Source organism: Curtobacterium sp. L6-1, from assembly GCF_018885305.1.
In the GTDB taxonomy this organism is placed as follows: domain Bacteria; phylum Actinomycetota; class Actinomycetes; order Actinomycetales; family Microbacteriaceae; genus Curtobacterium; species Curtobacterium aetherium.
On record NZ_CP076544.1, the window covers coordinates 66453 to 87484 of the forward strand.

Sequence of the window (21032 nt, forward strand, 5' to 3'; positions counted from 1 at the left end):
TCGAGCCATGTCGAACACCGCCTCCGCCTCGGCCACCACACTCACCGACGACGAGCGAGCACTCATCGAGGCTGCTCGCACCACGATCGACGCTGCGACGGACGCCGGGCCCGACGAGGACGGCGTGCACACGATGGGCGCTGCCGTCCGGGCGTCGGACGGACGCGTGTTCACGGGCGTGAACGTCTACCACTTCACCGGAGGGCCGTGCGCGGAACTCGTCGCCCTCGGGGCCGCCCGGGCTGCCGGCGCGACCGGGCTGACGCACATCGTCGCCGTGGGCAACCACGGTCGTGGGGTGAAGAGCCCGTGCGGTCGTGATCGTCAGGTCCTCGCCGACCTCCATCCCGACGTGCGGGTGATCCTGCCGGGGCCCGACGGCCTGGTCAGCGTGCCGGCTCGGGAACTCCTGCCGTTCGCGTTCGACCACCGATCGGAACAGGTGTGACGTACAGCGTCCCGAGGACCGCTAGCCTGCGGACGTGAACTCGAAGACGGGCATCCCCGACACCGCGCTGGTCGCCTACCTGGTCGGCGGCCCCCTCGCCCTGCTCGGCCTGGTGGCCGTGTTCGTCGTCGACACGGGGTCGCTCGGGGCCGCCCTCATCCTCGGCGGCATCCTCTTCGTCTGCACGGGGATGCTGGTGAGCGCGATCAGTCGTCGCTGACGACCGTGTGACGGCGCTCCGCCGGGAGGAGCGAGGTGCGCCGGACAGGTCTGGCGGGGTCGCCGGGGTGGCCGCGCCACCGCTGGTCACCGCCGCAGGTACGGGTGCTCCGGCCGCCCGCCGCCCGGCCGGGCGGCCGCCCGCCCGCTCGTGCCGACGATCCTGCTGCTCGTGTCCCTGGCGAACGCGGACCTCGGCGACCACCACAGGAAGGTGCTCTGGCGGGCGGCGGTGGTGTCGGCGGCGATGCTCGTGGTCGGCATCCTGGTGCGGGTCACCCCGTTCGGGTGATCCCGTTCCGGTGATCCCGTTCGGGTGATCCGGCCCGGCGGGGCCCTCACCGTCCGGGGATCGCCACCACCCGGTCGTGGTCCCACGGCTCGGTCCACCCGACCCGGTCGAACAGGGCGTCGAGCAGCGTCGCGGTGAAGCCCCACACGACGTGGGACCCGGAGTCGGCCTCGACGACGAACGCCGGCCCCCGCCACGTCCGGCCCTCCCGCCGGAACTCCGTGATGCCGCGGTTCGCCGGGTCGAGCAGGTCGGCGACCGGGGTGCGGAAGACCGCTGCCGACTCGGCCTCGTCGACCACCCGGACCGGCGACGGTGCACGCCACCACCCGAGTACCGGCGTGACCAGGTGCCGTGAGTGGGCGAGCGGGACCGGAGCGGCGGAGCCGAGCACGTCGACCCCGGTGACCTGCAGGCCGGTCTCCTCCCGCGCCTCCCGGAGTGCGGCGGCGACCACGTCGACGTCGTCCGGGTCGACGCGGCCGCCGGGGAACGCGACCTCGCCGGCGTGGGAGCGCAGCGTGCTGGCACGGGCGAGGAGGAGCACGTCCAGGTCGCGGGAGACCGCGGCCGACCGGGCCGGGCGTCCGCTCGGCACGTCGTCGAGCGGGCCGAACAGCATGAGGACCGCTGCCCGGCGCGGCGCAGTGGCTGACGGCATGCCGCTCACGAGCGGTGCGGCTCCCGGGGCGACGGCGCGCGCGAGCTGGTCCCGAGCGGTCACGGCCGGGTGCCGGCGGAGCGGACGGACGACGTGCGGGGGAGGGCCACCCGACCAGCCTAGGCACGTCGGGGGCCGCCGTCGTTGCCGGCGGTCGGTCCGGTGCACGAGACTCGGACCATGGGGACTGCAGGGACAGAGGGATCGCGGGTCGTGGCGGTCAGCCGAGACCACGACCACCGCTTCAGCAAACCGGTCGTGGACGAGGTCACGCTCGTCGAGGGGTGGGGCATCGAGGGCGACGCGCACGCCGGCACCACCGTGCAGCACCGCTCCCGCGTCGCGCGCGACCCGTCGCAGCCGAACCTGCGGCAGGTGCACCTGATCCACGCCGAGCTCTTCGACGAGCTCGACGCCGCCGGTCACGACGTGGCGCCCGGTCAGCTGGGCGAGAATGTCACCACGCGCGGAGTCGACCTGCTCGGGCTCCCGACGGGGACGCTGCTCCACCTGGGCGCCGATGCGTGCGTGCGGGTGACGGGCCTCCGGAACCCATGCCAGCAGATCAACGGGTTCGAACCGGGGCTCCTCCGGCAGGTTCTCGGCCGGGCCTCCGACGGATCGGTGTCGCGGAAGGGCGGCGTGATGGGCGTCGTCGTCAGCGGGGGAGTCGTCCGCTCCGGCGACGCGGTGCGGGTCGAACTGCCCGAGGGTGTCCTCGAACCGTTGCGCCCGGTCTGAGCGTCCGACCCGGCCTCCGGGGGCGCTCCCTGACGTCCGGGACACGCACCGACGGACGCGCCGGAGTCGACTGGGCGGTGCGGCACCGGTCGGCCGATCGGTGGTCCGGGGCTGAGGATCCGTTCACGCCGCCGGCGATGTGGATCACCGAACGCACTCCCTGCGACGGACCCGGGACGACGCGCCTACCGTGAAGAGGCCATGACAGCTGAACACCGCTCACCCGCCGAGCCCGACGCGGCGCCCTCCGTCGCGCACCACGACGCCCACCACGTGGCGACCCACGCCGACGACGCTCCCGTGTCGGACCTGGCCGCGACGCCCGACCGCGCAGCACGCCCCAACGGCGACCAGCCGGACCCGAACCGCTGGAAGGCCCTCGTCATCTGCCTGCTCGGCGGCGGCATCGTGCTCCTCGACGTGTCGATCGTCAACGTGGCGCTCCAGTCGATCTCCACCGGGCTGCCCGGGGCGAGCGCCGAGGCGGTGCAGTGGATCCTCTCCGGCTACGCCCTGTCGTTCGGCCTGCTGCTCGTCCCCGGCGGACGCCTCGGCGACGCCACCGGACGACGCCGCATGTTCGTCATCGGTGTCGGCCTGTTCACCCTCGCCAGCGCCCTCTGCGGCTTCGCGCCGAACGGCATCGTCCTGGTCATCGCCCGTCTGGTGCAGGGCCTCGCCGGTGGGCTGCTCACGCCGCAGGTCACCGCCCTCATCCAGCAGTTGTTCCGCGGCAAGGAACGCGGGACCGCGTTCGGCTTGTTCGGCGCCACGGTCGGCATCGCGACCGCCATCGGACCGCTCATCGGCGGTCTGCTCATCACCGCGTTCGGCACCGAGAACGGCTGGCGCTTCGTCTTCTTCGTGAACCTGCCCGTGGGACTCGTCACGATCCTCCTGGCCTTCCGGTACCTGCCTGGCTCGACCGGCGAGGAGCGGGGCAAGAAGCACGACTTCGACCCGGTCGGCATCGTGCTGCTCGGTGCCGCGGTGGTCGCCCTGCTGCTGCCGTTCGTGCAGTCCGAGCAGTGGAAGGGCACCGCGAAGTGGTGGCTCGTGGTCGTCGCCGTCGTGCTCGGCGTCCTGTTCGCGCTGTGGGAGCGCCGGTACCAGCGGACCAAGGAGCCCGTGGTCGACCTCCGGCTGTTCCGCCGTCGGTCGTTCTCCCTCGGCGTCGGGCTCGCGACGGTGTACTTCGCCGGCTTCACCCCGCTGTTCTTCGTCCTGACGCTCGCACTCCAGTCCGGGCTGCACTACTCGGCGCTGCTCGCGGGGCTGACCTCGGTGCCGTTCGCGATCGGATCTGGGATCGCCTCGACCGTCGGCGGGCGGATCGTGCACCGGTTCGGTCGGCAGCTCATCGTCATCGGGACGATCCTGGTGCTCCTCGGGCTCGGCGCCGTCATCTGGGTCGTCGCGAACCACTACGAGCCGGACCTGGGGTGGTGGCTCGTCCTGCCGCTGCTCGTCGCCGGTATCGGCTCCGGCCTGACCATCTCGCCAAACCAGACCCTGACCCTCTCCGAGGTCCCGGTCGAACAGGGCGGCTCGGCCGGTGGGCTCATCCAGGTCGGCGCGCGGGTCGGTTCGGCCATCGGCATCGCCGCGGTCGGCAGCGTCTTCTACTCGTCGCTCGCCAGCTCCGACGGGGACTACACGAAGGGCTTGCCGCTCGGGCTCGGGGTGTCCCTCGGGTTCGTCGCGGCCGCGTTGGTCGCCGGCATCGTCGACGTCGTCGTCGGCAAGGTGCGCGGGACCGAGGCGACGGTCTGACCGCGTCCGCGGTCGCGACCGTCTGACCGCGTCAGCGGTCGCGACGGTCTGGTTGTGTCCGCGGTCGCGACGTTCCGGCCGTGTCTGCGGTCGCGTCCGTACGACGGACGGGAGGCGCGCTGCCGGCTGGCTGCGCGCCTCCCGTCCGTCACGGGGCGGGTCGGGTCGGGTCTCGGGTCGGGTCGGGTCAGGTCGCCAGGGCTCCGGGGCTCCGGATCGGCGTCTGGTGGATGCCCTCGGGGAGACCGGGTACCGGAACGGTGGTTCCTCACCTGGCTGTCTGCTCGAGGACCTCGACGGCTGCGGGCCCCCACCCGTGCGGATCCTCGCCTGGCGGCACGAGCGCCAGCGAGTACCAGAGCACGAGGACCGGCCACCATCGGAGTTCCTCGTCGGTGAGGGCGTGGACCGTCTGGTAGCCGTCCAGGAACTGCTGCCGGACGGAGAGCGGAACGGGCCCCCAGTCGCGGAAGCGCGTGCCGAGCATGACCGCTGAACGAGCGAGCTCGACGATCCGATGGTCGAGTCGGAGCTCCTCGAAGTCGAGGACGCCGACGACGGCGGTTCCTCTGCACAAGATGTTCGCGGCGCGGTAGTCACCGTGCACGATCTGCACGGACGGCAGAGCCGTCGGTGCTCGATCCGCCATCGATCCGAAGACGTCGCGAGCTTCCGGCGACAGTGTCGACGGCGCAGAGGCGATCCAGCCCGCGATCTGGTCGGTGAGCGGAGCTGGCGTGGACAGCACACCGGGTCGGGATCCGTGCGAGGGGTACGAGCGCAGCGCGTCGTGCAGCTGGGCGAGCGTCGCCCCCGCGGCGCGGACCTGCTCGGCGTCCGCGACGTCGAGGTGCGCTCCGTCGATGACGCGTTGGAGGCCCATCGAGACGCCGTCGACCGTCACCTGCACCGCTCCCACGAGCGTCGGTACCGGGGCGGACACCGGCAGTCCGAGCGTTGCGAGCCGAGCAGTGAGCTCGGCGGCGAACGCGAGCCGTTCGGATCGGGCGGGTGCGACCGACCACTTCACCAGGAGGCGTTCGTCGCCGCTGCGGACCCAGGCGAGCGCGTTGCTGTCGCTCATCACCAGCCGTTCCGGCGGATCGACACGGACGCCCCACCGGCGCTCGACCGTCGAGACGACCCAGTCACCTCCTGCCGCCGCGTCCGCGAACCCGAACCGGTTCCGGAGCACCTCGTCCGGGTCGTCCTGCTCCCACAACATCTCGACCGTCATCGATCCCCCTGCGTCACGACACGAGCGTCGAGTGCGACACCGCACCCGATCCTGCCCCGCCGCACTGATCTGTTGCTGATCCCTCGGCACTGCAGGAGCCGGTCGTCCACTGGTGGGTGCGGACCTTCGTCCGAGATGATGACGTGTGGTCGCTGCTCTGGACGTCCCTCCTCCCGGCGGCTCGGCTTCGCGGACTCCCACGTGGGCGTCAAGCTGACCGTCGCACTGCCCGAGTCGCCCGTCGCGGAGAGATCGGCCGTGTCGACGGAGCCGTCTGCGAGAGTGTCGACATGCCCTCTCCGCAGTCGCTCTCCGAGGACGATCGTCGTCTCGTCGCAGCCTGGGCTGCTGACTGCGCGGAGCGGGTCCTGCCGCTGTTCGAGGCAGAGGCCCCGGGGGACGACCGGCCGAGGGACGGGATCAACCGAGCGCGCGCCTTCTCGCGCGGTGAATCGGACACGGCCGGCGAGATCCGCCGCCGTTTCGTCGCCGGTCGGGCTGCGCAGTCAGCCACGTCCGCAGCGGGGAAGGCCGCTGCATGGTCGGCAGGGCAGGCGTCCGGCGTCGCCCACATGGGAGCGCACGCCCTCGGCGCGGCCGCCTACGCCGTGAAGGCGGTCGAGCTGGCGTCGCGGCAGCAGGGTGGCGAGGCCGAGATCCGGTGGCAGGTGGAGCACATGAGCCAGCCCGTGCGGGCGGCACTGCGGAGTCTTCCGCTGCTCGGAGAGGATCTGTCGGGCCCCCTCGGTTCGGGGCTCCTCGCCTCCGGTGCGCTCGGCGCGACGATCCGCCGCCTGCAGGCGGCGCTCCTGGACGGCGTCCCTCGGGAGCCCGGTACCTGAGTCTTCGTCGAGGACCGGTATGGTCGAGGAGGCGCGACGCTTGGTCCGCCCTCGCTCGCGCCCAGGAGGACGCCCGTGATGTCTGCCCGCCTCCGGACCGCCGGGGGCGTCGTCTCGTCACTGGTCGCCTGCTTCCTCGTGGCCTCCTGCGCGACCGCCCCACGCGCCTCCGTCGTCCCGCCTGACGGCGGGCTGCACTCCGAGCTCACCACCGCCGATGCGGACGCCTGGCTCGACGGTCTCGTCCCGGCCGCCCTGGAGCGGGAGGGCATCGTCGGCGCGACCGTCGCCGTGGTCAGCGACGGGGAGGTCGTCACCGAACGTGGCTGGGGCTGGTCCGACCTCGGCGACGGTCGGTCGGAGCGACGTCCCGTCGACCCCGAGCGGACCCTCTTCCGCATCGGGTCGGTCTCGAAGGTCGTCACGGCGACCGTCGTCATGTCGCTCGTCGAGGAGGGGGTCCTCGACCTGGACGAGCCCGTGCAGGACAGCATCGACGTCACGCTGCCCCGGTCGTTCGACCGTCCGGTAACCCTGCGGCACCTGCTAACCCACACCGCGGGCTTCGAGGACGAGCTCACCGGCGTGATCGCCGGCCCGGGGGAGGGGCCGACGTCGCTGCGGGACGCGGTGGCCGTCGACCCGCCCGAGCAGATCTTCGAGCCCGGCACGACCCCGGCGTACTCGAACTGGTCGAACGGGGTCGCGGCCTACGTCGCCGAGCAGGTCACCGGGCGCCCGTGGGCCGAGCTCGTGCAGGAGCGGGTGTTCGACCCGGCCGGGATGACGTCCGCGACGCTGGACCAGCCCCTGACCGCCGACGACGACGCCGTGGTCTCCGGGGGGTGGGACGCCGCCGGAGGTGCGGCGGTGCCCTTCGAGATCGTCTCGCCGGCACCCGCCGGGGCCGTGTCGGCCACGGCGTCGGACATGAGCGCGTTCATGCTCGCCCAGCTCGGCCACGCAGACGACGTACTGGCCCCGGAGACACTCGCCGAGATGCACGCCCCTGCCCTCGGACGCGACGACCTCGGCGGGCTCGCTACCGGGCCGCGCATGACGCTCGGCCTGTTCGAGGAGGACCGGAACGGACACCGGGTCCTCGGCCACGGTGGCGACCTCACGGCGTTCCACGCCCAGATGGACATCTGGCCCGACGACGATGCCGGGATCTACGTCTCCCTCAACAGCACGGGGGCACGAGGCGATGCCACGACCGCCGTGCGCGAAGCCCTCGTGCAGGGGTTCGCCGACCGCTGGTTCCCGGCCGACACGGCAGCGGCGACGGCTGTGACCGCCACGGCGACCGCCGCAGAGCACGCCGACGCCCTGGTGGGCAGCTACCAGGTGTCGCGGCGCGCGGAGACGACCTTCGTCCGGCTCTTCTACGCCCTGTCGGCGGTGGACGTCTCCCGTGGTCGCGGCGACTCGGTGTCGATCTCGGCCCTCACGGACACGTCCGGGGCCCCGGTGGAGTTCGTGGAGGTCGAGCCGTGGGTCTGGCAGGAGGTCGACGGTGACCGGCGGGTGGCCGTCGACCAGGTCGACGGTGCCGTCCAGGCCGTCGGGCTGAACCCCGCCTTCACCCTGCAACCGATGCCGACGACGCGCCAGGTGCTGCCCCTCGTGCTCCTCGCGTCGCTGGCCGTGCTGCTGCTGGCCCTGGTGGGGACCGTGGTCGCGGTCGCACGTCGGCTGTGGTCCGGGCGTCGGCCGGTCGGATCGCTCCCGTCGCGCGTGGAGACGATCGGCCGAGTCGGGGTCATCGTCTCGCTGGTGGCACTCGTGGCCGCCGGCGTGCTCTGGGCCTCGGTCGCGTCCGCCCTGCTCGACGACGCCGGACCGCCTGCTGCGTTCGTGGTGCGATCGGCGCAGGTCCTGACGGCCGTCACCGTGGCCGGGGTGGTGCCGGCGACGGTGGTGCTCCTCTGGCGGGCGCGGCGCACGCCCGCTGCGCGGGCTGCCGGGGGTGGGGCGCCTCCGCGTCTCCGGCAGGTCGTCGCCGTCACCGGGCACGCGCTGCTGGTGCTCGCGTTCGCCGGTCTCGGGTACGCCGCGGTGACCGGCGGGCTCCTGCTCCCCGACATCTCCTACTGACCCGCGGCAGCGGTGATCGGTTCCCGCCGGCGGCGGTGGTGCTGTCGCGACCGGGACCCGTGGCGGAGGCCCGCCGGCTGGCGAGGGCAGGCGGCGACGGACGGGTCGTGCGCGGTGGAGGCGTACGAGATCGCTGGCGTCACGTTCGACGAGCGGGCTCGTTCACTCGACGACCGCGCCAGCGCGGTCTGACGACCGCGCCGAGGTGTGCGACCGTCGCTGGAAGGGTGGCCGACCGGTGCCGCTGGTCGGCATGTGTCAGGTCGGCGACGACCGGGATCGGTACGACGGTGGGGATCGACGCGGTTGGTCGCCGGGATGGGTGTTCCTGCGGTCCACCGCTGCCGCAGTCCTGAGACATCCCGTCACTACGGTCCTGCCCATGCAGAACACGACATCCGTCCCCACCCGCTACGACGACGACGTCCCGCAGCAGGACGACATCGTCGTGCTGTGGCTCGAGGTCGGCATCGTCGTGACCTTCATGGGGATCGTCGGCTTCGCGGCCGTCTGCCTGTCCTGACAGGGCCGAGCTCCGGAACCGCGGGCTCAGCCCACGGGCCGGAGCTCGATCGTCGCCCGTGCGCCGCGTTCGGTGTTCTCGAGGCGCAGGACCGCCCCGGACGCCGCCAGGTGCTGCAGCACGATCGCCAGCCCGATCCCCGAGCCGCCGTGCGACCCGAGCGCGCCGAAACGACGTGGCCCGTCGCGGAGGACCTCGGGCGGGAACCCCGGGCCGGCGTCCTGCACGGCGACGGTGTGCCCGTCCACCTCGACCGTCACCGGCAGCGCACCGTGCCGCTCGGCGTTGGTCACCAGGTTCGCCAGCGCCCGGCCCAGGTGGCGCGGGTCGACGAGGACCGTGCTCGTCACCCCAGCGCGGAGGTCGAGACGGTCGCCGAGGCCCTCGTCCGCGACGAGACGCCGCACCGTGTCCGCGAGGTCGGCCGGTACCGCGCGGGCTTCGCTCGCCTCGTGCGCCGCCCGGGACAGGTCGAGCAGGTCGTCGAGCAGCTCGCGCAACCGTCCCGTGATCCGGCGGACGCGGGCGGCGTCGGGGCCGTCCGGCAGCAGCTCGGCCGCACCGACCAGCGCGGTCACGGGCGTTCGCAGGTCGTGCGCGACCTCCGCGCTGATCGCGCGCTCGTGGTCGAGGCTCCGGGCGAGCGCCGCGGCGGTGTCGGCGAGTCCGCGGGACAGCACCGCCACCTCGTCCTCGCCACGGACCTCCGCGGTGACCCGGCCGGCGACCGTCTCGTCCACCGTCCGGGCAGCGCGTCGCAGGCGGGCCGTCAGCCGGCCGGCGGCGACCCACGACCCGACGGCCGCCACCACCGCGGCGACGACGGCGGCGACCAGGAAGGTCCGCTGCAGGTTCGTCCACTGGATCCGCAGCGGTGTGTTGTCGACGCGCGTCGCGATGACGCCCGACGCCTGGTCGCGGGCGGCCCACATCCACCGGCCGTCGTCGTACGTCACCGCGCTGCCGCCGTCCAGCGCCGACCGGAGCGCTGCGGGCAGGACGGACGGGTCGTCGGTGGACTGGGGCGGCAGGGCACCGCCGAACGCCTGGGTCGCGATCATCTCGTCGAGCTGGGTGAGCGCCTGCTGGCGGAGCTGGCCGGTGGCGCCGTCGATCGCCGTCTGCGCGAACACCGCACCAGCGCCGACGACGAGCGTGGTGGCGAGCACGGTCATGGCGGCCGCGGTCCGGAGGCGCAGGGACCGCCACCAGGGAGTCCGGTCGGCCGTCCGGGCGGGCAGCCCGACTCCGCCCGCCGAGGTCCACGTCACGCGGGGGCCCGGTCGACGCGGTACCCGAACCCGCGGACCGTCTCGATGACCGTCGGCCCGAGCTTCCGCCGCAGCCGCTGCACGTTGGTGTCGACGATCCGCGGGTCCTGCCAGGTGCTGTCCCACACCATCGCGATGACCTGTTCCCGGCTGAGGACGGCACCGCGGTTCCGGAGCAGCGCCTCGAGCACGCGGAACTCGACGGACGTCAGCGGGACCTGCGCGCCCCGACGTTCGACCCGTCGGGCGCGGACGTCGACCCGGACGTCGCCGATCGTCACGAGTTCCTGCGGCGGACCGAGGCGTCGACGCAGCACGGCGTGCAGCCGGGCCGACAGGACGTCCGCGTCGAACGGCTTCGTGACGTAGTCGTCAGCGCCGGCCGCCAGCCCGGTGACCTCGTCGAGGGGCAGGCTGCGTGCGGTGAGCAGGACGACGGGGATGCCGAGTGCCGTGAGCCGGGCCGTCAGGTCGAGGCCGTTGAGTCGCGGCATGGCGACGTCGAGCACGGCGACGTCCGGCACCTCGGTGTCGACGGACTCCAGCGCCGCGATGCCGTCGACCGTCGCGGTGACGCGCCAGCCGCGCCGGAGGAGCAGGAGCTCCGTCGTCTCGCGGACGTCGTCGTCGTCCTCGGCGAGCAGCACGAGCGGCGAGGACTCGGTCGGGTGCCCGGCGTGCGTCGTGGAGGTCATGCCCGCTCCTGGTCGCTGAGGAAGCCGAGGTCGCCCCAGGTGAAGTGCATCGTCCGGCGGGTGGCCCAGTCGGGCCGGTCGCCCGCGAAGGTGATGCTGAGCCGCTGGTAGCGGCTGACCTCGCCGACCGCGGTCGGCGCGTCGAACCGCACCGCGACCGGGTAGGTGCGCGTCGTCCCGGTCGCGCAGTCGCACCCGTCGTCGGTCAGGAGGCCCGTGGCCAGCGCCTGCCCGCCGCCCCACGACGACCACGCGAGGTTCTCGAGCCGCTGGTCGGAGGACTGGCACCAGATCGGGATGGCCGCCGGTTCGGCCACCGCCTGCTCGCCGCAGCCGGCGTAGTAGGCGCTGTCGACGTCGACGTGGGCGGCCTGCGGGAGGGCGTCGTGGGGGACCGGGCCGGTCATGGCCGCGACGGAGGCGACGACCACGACGGTCGTGACGACCGCGGCGGCGGTGGCCCCGAGGCCACGCCACGGTACTGAGCGATGCATACGCTGAGCCTCCGTCTCGTGGGTGTCCGTCCCGGGGCAGGGATGTGTCAGTTCCGTCACAGATGCTCGCACGTCCGGACGCCGATCCGGGCGTGGGGACCGCCGGGCGCGACGATGGGGTGACACCGGTCGGAGACGACGGGTCCGTAGCGTCAGCGTCGTTCCGAGCGGGCGGCAGTCCGCACACCAGGAGGGAAGACCGTGACCATGAAGCCCATCGGCCCGATCGTCGTCGTGCTGGCGGCGGCACTCGCGCTCACCGGCTGCGCCGGCATCGGCGGCCCGGACCGGTCGCCGGTCGTCGCGGGCCCCGCTGGGTCCGGGTCGCCGTCGGCGGCGAGCCCCACGGCGACACCGCGACCGGCCGGCGGGACCGGGTCCTCGGCGCAGCCCGGGGGAGCGCACACGGGGACGGGTGACCGGCCCGGCGGCGGGGCGACGGAGCGTCCGACCCCGAGCCCCTCGACCGCGGTGCCCTTCCCGGCCGGGCAACCGCCGCGGCCCGGCCGTCAGGACCAGTACCCGAGCTCGGACACGGTCCCCGGCCTGACGGCTGCGATCGCGTCCACGCCCCACCCCGGGCTGCAGATCTGCGGCGACGACATCGGGTCGATCGTGACCGCCTCGGGCGACCTGCGCGGCGACGGCGGCACGCAGTACCTCGTGGACACGACGTGCGCGGACGCGACGGGGAGCTCACCCGACGAGGTCTCGCTGTACGACGTGCACGGCGGCGCGATCGCCCGGAGCGCCGTGCTCTCCGAGTTCAGCGCGAACCGCCCGAAGCCGAGCGCCTACCCCTACGTGTGGCAGCAGCACACCGTCGTGCTCGCCTACGACGACGGCACCGCGTACCGGCTGGTGCAGCTCTCGCCCGACGCGGTGACCCCGGGGGTCGTGCAGTCGTTCCGGTGATCCGGAGCCGCTCGACACATCGCGCGGAACTGGGTCGGCGCGGGTCGCCGTCCGCGTAGCGTCCCGCCCATCACGTCGGGGACGGGCGGGCGCGATCCGCGCCTCCCGGATCCGTCTGCGGGCGGCGCCCTGCGCTGCCGCCCGCGCTCATCCGCGCGGACGACCTGGTCGCCGTGCTCGTGCAACGACAGGAAGTCACCACATGTCCCAGAACAACACCGTCATCCGCAGCATGCACGACCTCGGACTGGCCGCCTGGTTCGGCGGGACCCTGATGGGTGCCACCGGGCTGAACGGTGCCGCAGCCGGCGCGAAGGACCCGGTCGAGCGCCTGACGCTGTCCTCCCTCGGGTGGGCGAAGTGGGCGCCGGTGCAGCTGGCGGCCCTCGGCGTGCACGCCATCGGCGGCGTCGGCCTCATCGTCGCGAACCGTGACCGCCTCGGGGTGCAGCAGGGTGCCCGGACGAACACGGCCGTCAAGCTGACGCTCACGATCGCTGCCGCGGTCACCACGTTCTGGTCCGCCTCCGTGGGCAAGAAGATGGCGGAGCACGCGCGCGAGGGTGCCGAGGGCACGACCGAGCCCGGTGCGGACGCGTCGGAGGCCCTGCAGGGCGCGCAGCGTCAGCAGAAGATCCTCCAGTGGGCGATCCCGGCGATGACCGGTGTGCTGCTCGTCATGGGTGCGCAGCAGGGCGAGCAGCAGCGTTCCGCCGCGGGTGTGCTCGACAAGAAGCGCCGCTGAGTCGCGACGCCGGACCGACACGGTCGTGACGCCCCGTCGCGCCGCCCGGTCCGCAGGACGCCCCGCCGTCGTCGACGGCGGGGCGTCCTGCGTGTCGCGGTGCCCGTCAGTGCGAGTCAGCCAGGCCGCCGGCGACGAAGTGCGCGCCGCTGCCGTCGTCGCTCACAGCGGTGGCCGTCGCGGTGGCAGCCGGGGTCGGATGCGTGGCGGTCGTCGCCCCGCTCCCGGGGGCCGTCTGCATCGGCATCGGCGTCGACGTCGTTCCTGCCGTCGGAGTCGCCGCGACGGTGGTCTCGGTCGCGACCGGTGCGGTGGTCGGTCGTGCCGCCTCCGAGGTCGAACAGCGCGACAGGACGGCGGCGACCGCCAGTGCGACGGAGGTGGCCGTCAGGACGTCCGGAGCGTGGGCGTGGGCGTGGGACCTCCTCGTGGTGGTGGGTACTGCCACCTGGGAGATGTCGGGCGGACCGAGGAACCTGACTTGTCGCGGTCGACATCGTCGTCCAGCGGACAGGACGCCCTTCCGACGTCCGATCGGCGCGCTCGACGCAGCCGCCGCGCCACCACCTGGACCGGCCTTGAGACAGCCCGACCAGGATGTGTTGCGGAAGGAGCACCACCGATGAAGACCATCCACTACGACAACACCGCGATCCTGACCAGCGACGACGTCGCCGACGCCGTCATCGAGTACGCAGCGGCGCTCTCCGGCGGTGACCGGGCGGACACCGTCGCGGTGCCGTCGGTGGCCCCCGACGGCACGATGACGACGACGAAGATCCTGATCGGCCCGTCCAGCGAGGTGGTCGTCGAGGACGCCGAGGAGGACGAGCTCGAGCTCGAGAACGACGAGTTCGTCGCCCGCCTTCGCGCGGCCGCGCGGACCTTCGGGCACGACACGGTGATCCACGCCGACACCCGCTCGGACCTGACCGCTGGGCACGACGAGCCGACGCCGCCGGCCGGGCAACCCGGGGTCTGAGCGCACGCGGGCCCGACTCGGCCCCGACGCGACCCCGGGCGCGTGCGCCCACAGGTGCAGTCCTGGTCCGCGCCCGCAGGCACAGCCCTGGTCCTGAGCGCCCGCCGGCGAACCGTCAGCGGGTCGCGGTCGTCCGGAGGGTGCGTTCCGCGTCGTCGAGGTAGTCCGCCAGCAGTGCCGATGCGGCGGGCCGGTCGCCCGCGCGCAGGGCTGAGACGATCGCCTCGTTCCGGTCGACGAAACCCGCGTGGAACGCCGCCGGGTCGTCCGTGGTGAGGAACGCCAGCCGCATCTCGGCGAGCAGCGAGTCCATGAGTCCCTGCAGGCGCTCGCTCGGGACAGCCCGCACGAGTTCGGTGTGGAAGCGGATGTCGGCCGTACCGACCGCACGCCAGTCGCCGGCCACCGCCGCGGCCCGGGCGTCCACGACCGCGCCGGCAGCAGCTGCCAGGGCGGGGGACTCCGGCGTGCACGCGAGGAGTCCGGCCTGCTCGAGGACCCGGCGGGCCGCGTACAGGTCCGCCACGTCGTCCGCCGACAACCGCCGGACGAAGACCCCGCGGTTGAAGACGTGCTCGACGAGCCGGTCCCGTGCGAGCAGCCGGAAGGCCTCGCGCAGGGTGTTCCGCGAGACGCCGAGCTCGTCGCTCAGGCGTTCCTCGGACAGCTGCGTCCCCGGCGCGTGGCCGCCGTCGGCGATGGCGGCGCGCAGCCGTGCGGCGGTCGACTCAGCGCCGCTGACGGTTCGGGTCATGGTCCGATCCTGACAGAGCCGGCGCGTGTGACCGGCGTGTTACAGATCCGAACAGGCCCTTGAGATTGTTGAACAATGCACGCCAGACTGGCCCGCATGTTCGTCCTCATCGGCGTCGCCGTCGTGATCATCGGCTTCGCGCTGCGCATCAACGCGCTGCTCGTGGTCACCGTGGCGGGCATCGTCACGGCAGCCATCGGCGGGATCGGTCCCGTCGGCATCCTCACCGCGTTCGGCAACGGGTTCGCGTCCAGCCGGAGCGTCACGACCTTCGCGCTCGTGCTGCCGGTCATCGGCCTCATCGAGCGCTACGGGCTCCAGGACCAGGCGAAGCGGCTCATCGCGAAGCTCGACAAGCTCACGACCGGGCGCATCCTCGCCGGCTACCTGGCGGTCCGGCAGGTGACCGCAGCCGTCGGCCTCACGAGCATCGGCGGCCCGGCACAGACCGTCCGCCCGCTCGTCCACCCGATGGCGGAGGGCGCTGCGACCAAGAAGTACGGCCGGATCGACGAACGCATGCGCGAGAAGATCAAGGGCTTCTCGGCCTCGTCCGACACGGTCGGTGTCTTCTTCGGCGAGGACGTCTTCGTCGCCGTCGGGTCGATACTGCTCATCACGACGTTCGTCGACACCACCTACGGGCTGGCCCTCGAGCCGATCGACCTGGCGTTGTGGGCGATCCCCACCGGCATCGCCGCACTCCTCGTGCACGGCGCCCGACTGCTGCTGCTCGACCGGAAGCTCGACAAGATGGCAGCCGACGTCCGCCAGACCGAGGGGGTCGCAGCATGATCACCAGCGAATGGCTCTACTGGCTCATCGGTGCGTTCTTCATCGCCGTCTCCGTGTTCATCGTCACGGACCGCACGCACGCCAAGCGCCTCGGGAACGCCGCGTTCTGGGGCATCCTCGGGCTCTCGTTCTTCGCCGGCACCTTCGTGGTGTCCGGCGCGATCCCCGCCTGGGCGCTCGGGATCGCCGTCCTGGTGATGGTGGCGCTCGCCGGCCTCGGCTTCACCGGCACGACGAGCCGCACCCGTGTCGCGAGTGTGCCCGGTGCCGGGGTCGGTTCCGCGACCGGCCCGGCGGAACCCACCGCCGTGACCACCCGCCCGAGCTCGAGCACGAGCGTCCTCGCGACGACGAGCCCGGACGAGCGCGCCACCTTCGCGCAGCGGTACGGCAACAAGCTCTTCGTCCCGGCGCTCGTCATCCCGGTCGTGGCCGTACTGGTCGCCACCCTGGGACCGCTCGTCCACGTCGGCGGGAAGCCCCTGCTCGCCGAGGGGAGCGCGACCCTGACCGGACTCGGCATCGGCTCGGTGCTCGCGGTCGTCGTCGCCGTCCTCGTGCTCCGGCCGCCGCGGATCGACACTCCCGTCCGAGAAGGCGCGCGTCTGCTGCAGGCGATCGGCTGGGCGGCGCTCCTGCCGCAGATGCTCTCGACGCTCGGCATCGTGTTCACCCAGGCTGGCGTCGGCACCGCGGTCGGCACGATCATCGAGGCCGTGCTGCCGGACGGATCCCTGTTCGCCGCGGTCGTCGTCTACTGCCTCGGCATGGCGCTGTTCACCGTGATCATGGGCAACGCCTTCGCGGCCTTCCCGATCATGACGGCGGCGATCGGCTGGCCGGTGCTCGTGCAGGGCTTCGACGGCAACCCGGCGGCGATCTTCGCCATCGGCATGCTCGCCGGCTTCTGCGGCACCCTGGTCACCCCGATGGCCGCGAACTTCAACCTCGTGCCCGCTGCCCTGCTCGAGATGCGGGACAAGTACGGGCCGATCAAGGCGCAGCTCCCGACCGCCGGGATCCTGCTCGTCGTCAACATGGGAGTGATGTACCTTGTCGCGTTCTGATGCCGCCCCGATCGACCTCGACCGGTCTGCCTGGGCGGCGGGCTTCTCCGCTGTCGCCCTCGACAACGTCACCCGCGAGTACCCGTACGCCTCGCACCACACGACGTCGGGACCCGACGACCGGGCACTGCCCGTCGAACTGCACCCCGCCTTCGCGACGTCGTACGACTGGCACTCGTCGGTGCACATGCACTGGCTGGCGGCACGGCTGGTCGCCTTCGGCGTCCCCACCGACCTGGAGGCCCGGATCACCTCGGTCCTGCAGGCCCACCTGTCCGCGGAGCACCTGGCGACCGAGGCGGCGTACCTCCGCGCGACCCCGCACTACGAGCGCCCGTACGGCTGGGCGTGGCTGATGCGGCTGGCCGCCGAGGTGTCGGCGTCCGAGGCCCCCGCCATCCGCGCGCTCGCGCCGGGCTTCGCCCCCGTCGTCGAGGTGCTCGAGGAGCTCGTGACCCGCTGGGTCGAGGGCGCCGCGCACCCGGTCCGGCACGGTGTGCACGCGAACTCGGCGTTCGGGCTGCTGCTCGTGCTCGAGGGTGCGCGCACGCTCGGCCGCGACGACCTCGCGGCGACGGTCGAACGCACGACGCGGGAGTGGTTCGGCGACGACGCCGGGTGGCCCTTCGCGTGGGAGCGCAGCGGGCACGACTTCCTGTCCGCCGGGCTCGCCGAGGCGGACCTCGTGCGGGCGGTGCTGCCGGCGACGGAGTTCGCGCCGTGGGCACGGGCCTTCTTCGCGCAATTGTCAGCGGGGGACGCGGTCCTCACGCCGACGATCGTCCGCGACGAGAACGACCCGCAGCAGGTGCACCTGTTCGGCCTCGACCTGTCGCGGGCCGGGGCCGCCCGCCGGATCGCCGACGCCCTGCGGGCCGCCGACGGCGAGGGCGTCGGTGGCGCGGGAGTCGGTGGCGCGGGAGTCGACGTGGCGGGGCTGCTCGACGGTGCGGCGGATCGGCTGCTCGGGTCGGGGCTCGCGGCCAGCGTCGGCGAGGAGTACTACTCGACGCACTGGCTCGCGAGCTTCGCCTGGGACGCGATGGAGGCCCGGGAGCACGCGGCCCGCTGACCCGCCGTGTGCCCCGGGCGCCGGGCCCGGCGCCCGGACTACGCGAGCGGGATGGTGCGGCCGAACGTGCGCGTCACCGGGGGCGCCGCGAGCACCGCGCCGAGCGCCTCCGCCGCGCCCTCCGGGGTAGCGCGCCACGCGACGTAGGCGTCGTGGTCCTCGGCGGTGGCCCAGCGTTCGAGGACGACCATGCGAGTCGGGTCGGCGTCGTCGACCAGGACCTCGAGCGACTCGTTGCCCGGCCGTGCGGCGGTCTGCGCGAGCGTCTCGCGGACGGCGCTCGCGACGGTCTCGTCGGAGACGTCGCTGCGGAGCTGGACCTCGAGGAAGACGGTCTGCGTCATGGGTGTGCACCTTTCGTCGTCCGGTGCGTCGAGTGACGACGCCCTCGCGCCAACCACGCGGACGGCCGGGTTGTTCCGCACCGGTCGGATGCGGGTCAGCGGACGACGCGGAAGCGCAGGGCGTCCCCCGGGCGGAGCTGGGCCGCACGGTCGACGGACTCCGGCGTGAGGACCGCCACGACCGGGTAGCCGCCGGTGACCGGGTGGTCGGCCAGGAAGAGCACGGGGCGTCCGGCCGGCGGGACCTGGAGGGAACCGGTCTCGACGCCCTCGCTCGGCAGTTCCCGCGTCACGGCTCGGACGAGGGGTTCCGCGGCCGTGGTCCGCACCCCGACCCGGTCGCTGTCGGCGCTCACCGTGTACTCCTGCCCGGTGAGGACGCTCTGCCAGTCCGGGGTGAACCAGTCGTCGCGCGGCCCCGGCACCACGTCGAGCACGACCGGCGAGCCCGCCCGGGTGGACATCGGCGGTGCGACGGCGTCGACGACCGGCCAGCCGTCGGCGTCGTCGCCGACGGGCAGGACGTCTCCGACGATCAGGGGAGCGGGGCCGAGCCGGGCCAGGGTGTCCCACGAGCGACTGCCGAGCACGCGCCCGACCGCGACGCCCCCGCGGACGGCGACGTACGCCCGCAGGCGGTCCGTCGGCAGCCCGACCCGGACGGTGTCGCCGGGTGCCAGCGCGAGCACCTCGTACGCGGCGGCGCCGTGCACCCGGCCGTCCGCCCGTTCGATCGACACCGGGCACGGTGCCCCGGTGACGGCGGCGACCACGTGCGCGTCGGCGCGGAGCGTGACGGAGCCGAGCAGCGCCTCCAGGACGGCCGCGTCGGGTCGGTTGCCGACCATTCGGTTGGCGAGCGCCGCGGAGCCGCGGTCGGCCGGACCCGCGGCACCGAGCCCCATGTCGCTCGTGCCCGGGCGGCCGAGGTCCTGGGTCGTGGCGCCGAAGCCGACGTGCAGGACGGTGAGGGTGCTCACGTCGGGGCCTCGGCGTCGACGAAGCGCACCCGCGTGCCGGCGGGGGCGAGTGCCGGTGGCGTCCGGTCGAGGGACCACACGGGGACGTCGGTGCGTCCGATGAGCTGCCACCCGCCGGGCGAGGTGCGCGGGTAGACGGCGCTGAACTCGCCGGCGAGGGCGACGGCCCCGCTCGGCACCGCGGTGCGCGAGGTGTCGCGGCGAGGCAGGTCGAGCGGTGCGGCGGTGCCGGTCAGGTAGCTGAAGCCCGGGGCGAAGCCGCAGAAGGCGCTCGTCCAGGTCTGGCCGGTGTGCCACGCGACGAGCTCGGCACGGGTCCTGCCGGTCATCTCGGCGACGGTGTCGAGGTCCGCGCCGTCGTAGACCACGGGTACGACCACCGGCGTCGTCGCACCGGCGAGGGTGGTGTCCGGGGTGCCGCCGGGGCCGACCGTGACCGGCGCGACGGCGGACAGCTCGGCGCGCAGCCGTCCGGCGTCCGTCCGGGTGCGGTCGAACCGGACGAGGAGCGTCCGGGCGCCGGACACGACCTCGGTCACGCCGGGCACGGTCGCCCCGCGCAGCCCGTCGCGGAACGCCACGACCTCGGCCAGGCTGTCGAACGAGGCGAGCACCGCCGACGTGCCGGCCGGGCGGAGGTCGAGCGTCATGACGCAGTGGCCCCCGCGAAGGACGCGATCCCGACGCCGTGTGCGGTCAGCAGCGCGCGGATCGCCTGCGCCGTCGCGACCGCGTCGGGGGAGTCCCCGTGCACGCAGACGGACTCGGCGGCGACCCGCACCTCGGAGCCGTCGACGGCCGTGGCCACGCCGTCGGTCACCATCCGGAGCACACGGGCCGCGACCTGCTCGGGGTCGTGCAGCACGGCGCCCGGTCGACCGCGGGGGACGAGGGAGCCGTCGGGTTCGTACGCCCGGTCGGCGAATGCCTCGGAGACCGCGCGGAGGCCGTTTTGCGCGGCGGCGAGCAGCAGCTCCGACCCGGGCAGTGCGAGGATCGCGAGCGTCGGATCGACGTCGGCGACCGCTCGGACCACGGCCTCTGCCTGCACGGGGTCGGCGCAGGCCGTGTTGTAGAGGGCCCCGTGCGGCTTGACGAACGTGACGGCGGTGCCGGCCACCCGTGCGGCTGCCGTCAACGCGCCGAGCTGGTGCACGACGTCGGCGTACAGCTCGTCCGGGGTCACGGACACCGGACGGCGGCCGAACCCGGCGAGGTCGCGGTACGCGACGTGCGCCCCGACGGCCACCCCGCGGTCCGCGGCGGCACGGCAGGTGTCGAGCATGATGACGGGGTCGCCGGCGTGGGCGCCGCAGGCGATGTTCGCGCTCGAGACGACGTCGAGCACCGCCCGGTCGTCACCCGCGGTCCAGGCACCGAAGCCCTCGCCGAGGTCGCTGTTCAGGTCGATCGATGGCACGCGGACCCCCTGTCTGGATTGTTCAACAACCTAGCGGTCGCCGCCGTCCCTGTCACCGTCCGGCCCGCGCGCGGTCGGCCCGTGACCTGGCCGTAGGGTCGGTGCATGCAGGCGGTGACGATCAGGACGACGACCGAGGACGACTGGCGGGAGGTCCGTGCCCTCCGGCTCGCGATGCTCGCGGACACGCCGATCGCGTACGGCGAGCACCTGGCGGACGCCGAGGGGCTCGACGAGCAGGAGTGGCGTGCCCGGGGGCGCCGTGGCGGAACGCCGGGCAGCACCTCGTTCGCCGCGGTGGACGAGCGCGGCACGTGGGTCGGGATGATGAACGGCTTCGTCCCGGACGCGGCGACCGGGCCCCTCCTGGTCGGCGTCTACGTGGCGCCTGGTCACCGGGGCCGGGACGCGGGCGTGGCGGACGCGCTCCTCGACGCCGTGCAGGACTGGGCAGCCGAGCACGGCACGACGCTCCGGCTGCACGTGCACGAGGACAACGTCCGCGCGCGGGCCTTCTACGAGCGTCGCGGGTTCGTCGCGACCGGGCGCACCGAGCCGTACGTGCTCGACCCGAGCCGGACGGAGCTCGAGATGCTGCGCGTGCTCGACGGGCCTGCGACGTCCTGACGGCCCGTCCGCCCGACGGCCCGTCCGCCTGACGGCCC

25 protein-coding genes and 1 pseudogene are annotated in these 21032 nt (G+C 73.6%); 15 read left to right on the top strand and 11 right to left on the bottom strand.

What is annotated here, in order from left to right; translation table 11 throughout:
* Positions 1–7 precede the first annotated feature (7 nt).
* The 3 genes and pseudogenes from KM842_RS00270 to KM842_RS00280 all read left to right on the top strand — a co-directional run.
* The gene (locus KM842_RS00270) at positions 8–448 is read left to right on the top strand and encodes a cytidine deaminase family protein (RefSeq protein WP_216259886.1); all 441 of its coding nucleotides are present in this window, start codon (positions 8–10) and stop codon (positions 446–448) included.
* 34 nt (positions 449–482) lie between these two features.
* The gene (locus KM842_RS00275; RefSeq protein ID WP_216259888.1) at positions 483–668 is read left to right on the top strand and encodes a hypothetical protein; all 186 of its coding nucleotides are present in this window, start codon (positions 483–485) and stop codon (positions 666–668) included.
* A gap of 144 nt (positions 669–812) precedes the next feature.
* Positions 813–959, top strand: a pseudogene (locus tag KM842_RS00280) (SLC13 family permease); the annotation flags it as partial.
* Between the two features lie 46 nt (positions 960–1005).
* On the opposite strand, the gene KM842_RS00285 reads toward KM842_RS00280, so the two are convergent.
* The gene (locus KM842_RS00285; RefSeq protein ID WP_216259889.1) at positions 1006–1620 is read right to left on the bottom strand and encodes an NUDIX hydrolase; all 615 of its coding nucleotides are present in this window, start codon (positions 1618–1620) and stop codon (positions 1006–1008) included.
* Positions 1621–1800: 180 nt separating this feature from the next.
* On the opposite strand from KM842_RS00285, the gene KM842_RS00290 reads away from it, so the two are divergent.
* Together KM842_RS00290 and KM842_RS00295 are read left to right on the top strand one after the other, a co-directional pair.
* The gene (locus KM842_RS00290; protein WP_216259890.1) at positions 1801–2361 is read left to right on the top strand and encodes an MOSC domain-containing protein; all 561 of its coding nucleotides are present in this window, start codon (positions 1801–1803) and stop codon (positions 2359–2361) included.
* Between the two features lie 201 nt (positions 2362–2562).
* Positions 2563–4134, top strand: coding sequence for an MFS transporter (locus tag KM842_RS00295; RefSeq protein ID WP_216259891.1), 1572 nt, complete (start codon positions 2563–2565; stop codon positions 4132–4134).
* 268 nt (positions 4135–4402) lie between these two features.
* Here KM842_RS00295 and KM842_RS00300 read toward each other — a convergent pair whose 3' ends face one another.
* Positions 4403–5371 carry a phosphotransferase gene (locus tag KM842_RS00300; RefSeq protein WP_216259892.1) on the bottom strand — a complete coding sequence of 323 codons (969 nt, stop codon included), beginning with the start codon at positions 5369–5371 and terminating at the stop codon, positions 4403–4405.
* A gap of 290 nt (positions 5372–5661) precedes the next feature.
* On the opposite strand from KM842_RS00300, the gene KM842_RS00305 reads away from it, so the two are divergent.
* The 3 genes from KM842_RS00305 to KM842_RS00315 all read left to right on the top strand — a co-directional run bounded on the left by KM842_RS00305 (position 5662) and on the right by KM842_RS00315 (position 8833).
* The gene (locus KM842_RS00305; protein WP_216259893.1) at positions 5662–6213 is read left to right on the top strand and encodes a putative immunity protein; all 552 of its coding nucleotides are present in this window, start codon (positions 5662–5664) and stop codon (positions 6211–6213) included.
* Between the two features lie 78 nt (positions 6214–6291).
* A complete protein-coding gene (locus KM842_RS00310) occupies positions 6292–8310 on the top strand; it encodes a serine hydrolase domain-containing protein (protein ID WP_216259894.1) in 2019 nt (672 codons plus the stop codon).
* A gap of 382 nt (positions 8311–8692) precedes the next feature.
* Positions 8693–8833 carry a hypothetical protein gene (locus KM842_RS00315; RefSeq protein WP_216259896.1) on the top strand — a complete coding sequence of 47 codons (141 nt, stop codon included), beginning with the start codon at positions 8693–8695 and terminating at the stop codon, positions 8831–8833.
* 26 nt (positions 8834–8859) lie between these two features.
* On the opposite strand, the gene KM842_RS00320 is transcribed toward KM842_RS00315, so the two are convergent.
* The 3 genes from KM842_RS00320 to KM842_RS00330 all read right to left on the bottom strand — a co-directional run bounded on the left by KM842_RS00320 (position 8860) and on the right by KM842_RS00330 (position 11293).
* Complete coding sequence (locus KM842_RS00320) at positions 8860–10008, bottom strand: sensor histidine kinase (RefSeq protein ID WP_216259897.1); 1149 nt, start codon at positions 10006–10008, stop codon at positions 8860–8862.
* Positions 10009–10100: 92 nt separating this feature from the next.
* The gene (locus tag KM842_RS00325) at positions 10101–10799 is read right to left on the bottom strand and encodes a response regulator transcription factor (RefSeq protein ID WP_216259898.1); all 699 of its coding nucleotides are present in this window, start codon (positions 10797–10799) and stop codon (positions 10101–10103) included.
* Entirely contained in the window at positions 10796–11293 is a 498-nt protein-coding gene (locus KM842_RS00330) for a hypothetical protein (RefSeq protein ID WP_216259900.1), read from the bottom strand. The genes KM842_RS00325 and KM842_RS00330 overlap by 4 nt, the downstream gene beginning before the upstream one ends.
* 201 nt (positions 11294–11494) lie before the next feature.
* On the opposite strand from KM842_RS00330, the gene KM842_RS00335 reads away from it, so the two are divergent.
* Positions 11495–12208, top strand: coding sequence for a hypothetical protein (locus KM842_RS00335; protein WP_216259902.1), 714 nt, complete (start codon positions 11495–11497; stop codon positions 12206–12208).
* Positions 12209–12410: 202 nt separating this feature from the next.
* A complete protein-coding gene (locus tag KM842_RS00340) occupies positions 12411–12953 on the top strand; it encodes a hypothetical protein (RefSeq protein WP_216259904.1) in 543 nt (180 codons plus the stop codon).
* A gap of 106 nt (positions 12954–13059) precedes the next feature.
* Here the strand turns inward: KM842_RS00340 and KM842_RS00345 are convergent, their stop codons facing one another.
* Entirely contained in the window at positions 13060–13401 is a 342-nt protein-coding gene (locus KM842_RS00345) for a hypothetical protein (RefSeq protein ID WP_216259907.1), read from the bottom strand.
* Positions 13402–13575: 174 nt separating this feature from the next.
* On the opposite strand from KM842_RS00345, the gene KM842_RS00350 reads away from it, so the two are divergent.
* The gene (locus tag KM842_RS00350; protein WP_216259909.1) at positions 13576–13935 is read left to right on the top strand and encodes a hypothetical protein; all 360 of its coding nucleotides are present in this window, start codon (positions 13576–13578) and stop codon (positions 13933–13935) included.
* Between the two features lie 115 nt (positions 13936–14050).
* Here the strand turns inward: KM842_RS00350 and KM842_RS00355 are convergent, their stop codons facing one another.
* Positions 14051–14689, bottom strand: coding sequence for a GntR family transcriptional regulator (locus KM842_RS00355; RefSeq protein ID WP_216259911.1), 639 nt, complete (start codon positions 14687–14689; stop codon positions 14051–14053).
* 96 nt (positions 14690–14785) lie between these two features.
* On the opposite strand from KM842_RS00355, the gene KM842_RS00360 reads away from it, so the two are divergent.
* The 3 genes from KM842_RS00360 to KM842_RS00370 are packed head-to-tail and all read left to right on the top strand — an operon-like array spanning position 14786 to position 17623.
* Positions 14786–15484, top strand: coding sequence for a DUF969 domain-containing protein (locus KM842_RS00360; protein ID WP_216259913.1), 699 nt, complete (start codon positions 14786–14788; stop codon positions 15482–15484).
* A complete protein-coding gene (locus KM842_RS00365) occupies positions 15481–16551 on the top strand; it encodes a DUF979 domain-containing protein (protein WP_216259915.1) in 1071 nt (356 codons plus the stop codon). Before KM842_RS00360 ends, KM842_RS00365 begins: the two co-directional genes overlap by 4 nt.
* Entirely contained in the window at positions 16538–17623 is a 1086-nt protein-coding gene (locus KM842_RS00370) for a DUF2891 family protein (protein ID WP_253206171.1), read from the top strand. The genes KM842_RS00365 and KM842_RS00370 overlap by 14 nt, the downstream gene beginning before the upstream one ends.
* Positions 17624–17661: 38 nt before the next feature.
* Here KM842_RS00370 and KM842_RS00375 read toward each other — a convergent pair whose 3' ends face one another.
* From KM842_RS00375 to KM842_RS00390, 4 genes are all read right to left on the bottom strand, one after another.
* A complete protein-coding gene (locus tag KM842_RS00375) occupies positions 17662–17967 on the bottom strand; it encodes a putative quinol monooxygenase (RefSeq protein ID WP_216259916.1) in 306 nt (101 codons plus the stop codon).
* A 95-nt stretch (positions 17968–18062) separates the two neighbouring features.
* Complete coding sequence (locus KM842_RS00380) at positions 18063–18947, bottom strand: 5-oxoprolinase subunit C family protein (RefSeq protein ID WP_216259918.1); 885 nt, start codon at positions 18945–18947, stop codon at positions 18063–18065.
* Positions 18944–19597: a 5-oxoprolinase subunit B family protein gene (locus KM842_RS00385; RefSeq protein WP_216259920.1), complete on the bottom strand. Its 654-nt coding sequence runs from the start codon at positions 19595–19597 to the stop codon at positions 18944–18946. Before KM842_RS00385 ends, KM842_RS00380 begins: the two co-directional genes overlap by 4 nt.
* Complete coding sequence (locus KM842_RS00390; protein WP_216259921.1) at positions 19594–20367, bottom strand: LamB/YcsF family protein; 774 nt, start codon at positions 20365–20367, stop codon at positions 19594–19596. The genes KM842_RS00385 and KM842_RS00390 overlap by 4 nt, the downstream gene beginning before the upstream one ends.
* Before the next feature lie 105 nt (positions 20368–20472).
* Here KM842_RS00390 and KM842_RS00395 point away from each other — a divergent pair, with 105 nt between their 5' ends.
* Positions 20473–20994, top strand: coding sequence for a GNAT family N-acetyltransferase (locus tag KM842_RS00395; RefSeq protein WP_216259923.1), 522 nt, complete (start codon positions 20473–20475; stop codon positions 20992–20994).
* Positions 20995–21032: the final 38 nt, after the last annotated feature.

Excerpts from the sequence above, each read along its gene's own strand:
- KM842_RS00270 (WP_216259886.1), top strand. The coding sequence starts at position 8 with ATGTCGAACACCGCCTCCGCCTCGGCCACCACACTCACCGACGACGAG.
- KM842_RS00285 (WP_216259889.1), bottom strand. The coding sequence starts at position 1,620 with ATGCCGTCAGCCACTGCGCCGCGCCGGGCAGCGGTCCTCATGCTGTTC.
- KM842_RS00290 (WP_216259890.1), top strand. The coding sequence starts at position 1,801 with ATGGGGACTGCAGGGACAGAGGGATCGCGGGTCGTGGCGGTCAGCCGA.
- KM842_RS00295 (WP_216259891.1), top strand. The coding sequence starts at position 2,563 with ATGACAGCTGAACACCGCTCACCCGCCGAGCCCGACGCGGCGCCCTCC.
- KM842_RS00300 (WP_216259892.1), bottom strand. The coding sequence starts at position 5,371 with ATGACGGTCGAGATGTTGTGGGAGCAGGACGACCCGGACGAGGTGCTC.
- KM842_RS00305 (WP_216259893.1), top strand. The coding sequence starts at position 5,662 with ATGCCCTCTCCGCAGTCGCTCTCCGAGGACGATCGTCGTCTCGTCGCA.
- KM842_RS00310 (WP_216259894.1), top strand. The coding sequence starts at position 6,292 with ATGTCTGCCCGCCTCCGGACCGCCGGGGGCGTCGTCTCGTCACTGGTC.
- KM842_RS00315 (WP_216259896.1), top strand. The coding sequence starts at position 8,693 with ATGCAGAACACGACATCCGTCCCCACCCGCTACGACGACGACGTCCCG.
- KM842_RS00320 (WP_216259897.1), bottom strand. The coding sequence starts at position 10,008 with ATGACCGTGCTCGCCACCACGCTCGTCGTCGGCGCTGGTGCGGTGTTC.
- KM842_RS00325 (WP_216259898.1), bottom strand. The coding sequence starts at position 10,799 with ATGACCTCCACGACGCACGCCGGGCACCCGACCGAGTCCTCGCCGCTC.
- KM842_RS00330 (WP_216259900.1), bottom strand. The coding sequence starts at position 11,293 with ATGCATCGCTCAGTACCGTGGCGTGGCCTCGGGGCCACCGCCGCCGCG.
- KM842_RS00340 (WP_216259904.1), top strand. The coding sequence starts at position 12,411 with ATGTCCCAGAACAACACCGTCATCCGCAGCATGCACGACCTCGGACTG.
- KM842_RS00350 (WP_216259909.1), top strand. The coding sequence starts at position 13,576 with ATGAAGACCATCCACTACGACAACACCGCGATCCTGACCAGCGACGAC.
- KM842_RS00355 (WP_216259911.1), bottom strand. The coding sequence starts at position 14,689 with ATGACCCGAACCGTCAGCGGCGCTGAGTCGACCGCCGCACGGCTGCGC.
- KM842_RS00360 (WP_216259913.1), top strand. The coding sequence starts at position 14,786 with ATGTTCGTCCTCATCGGCGTCGCCGTCGTGATCATCGGCTTCGCGCTG.
- KM842_RS00365 (WP_216259915.1), top strand. The coding sequence starts at position 15,481 with ATGATCACCAGCGAATGGCTCTACTGGCTCATCGGTGCGTTCTTCATC.
- KM842_RS00375 (WP_216259916.1), bottom strand. The coding sequence starts at position 17,967 with ATGACGCAGACCGTCTTCCTCGAGGTCCAGCTCCGCAGCGACGTCTCC.
- KM842_RS00385 (WP_216259920.1), bottom strand. The coding sequence starts at position 19,597 with ATGACGCTCGACCTCCGCCCGGCCGGCACGTCGGCGGTGCTCGCCTCG.
- KM842_RS00395 (WP_216259923.1), top strand. The coding sequence starts at position 20,473 with ATGCAGGCGGTGACGATCAGGACGACGACCGAGGACGACTGGCGGGAG.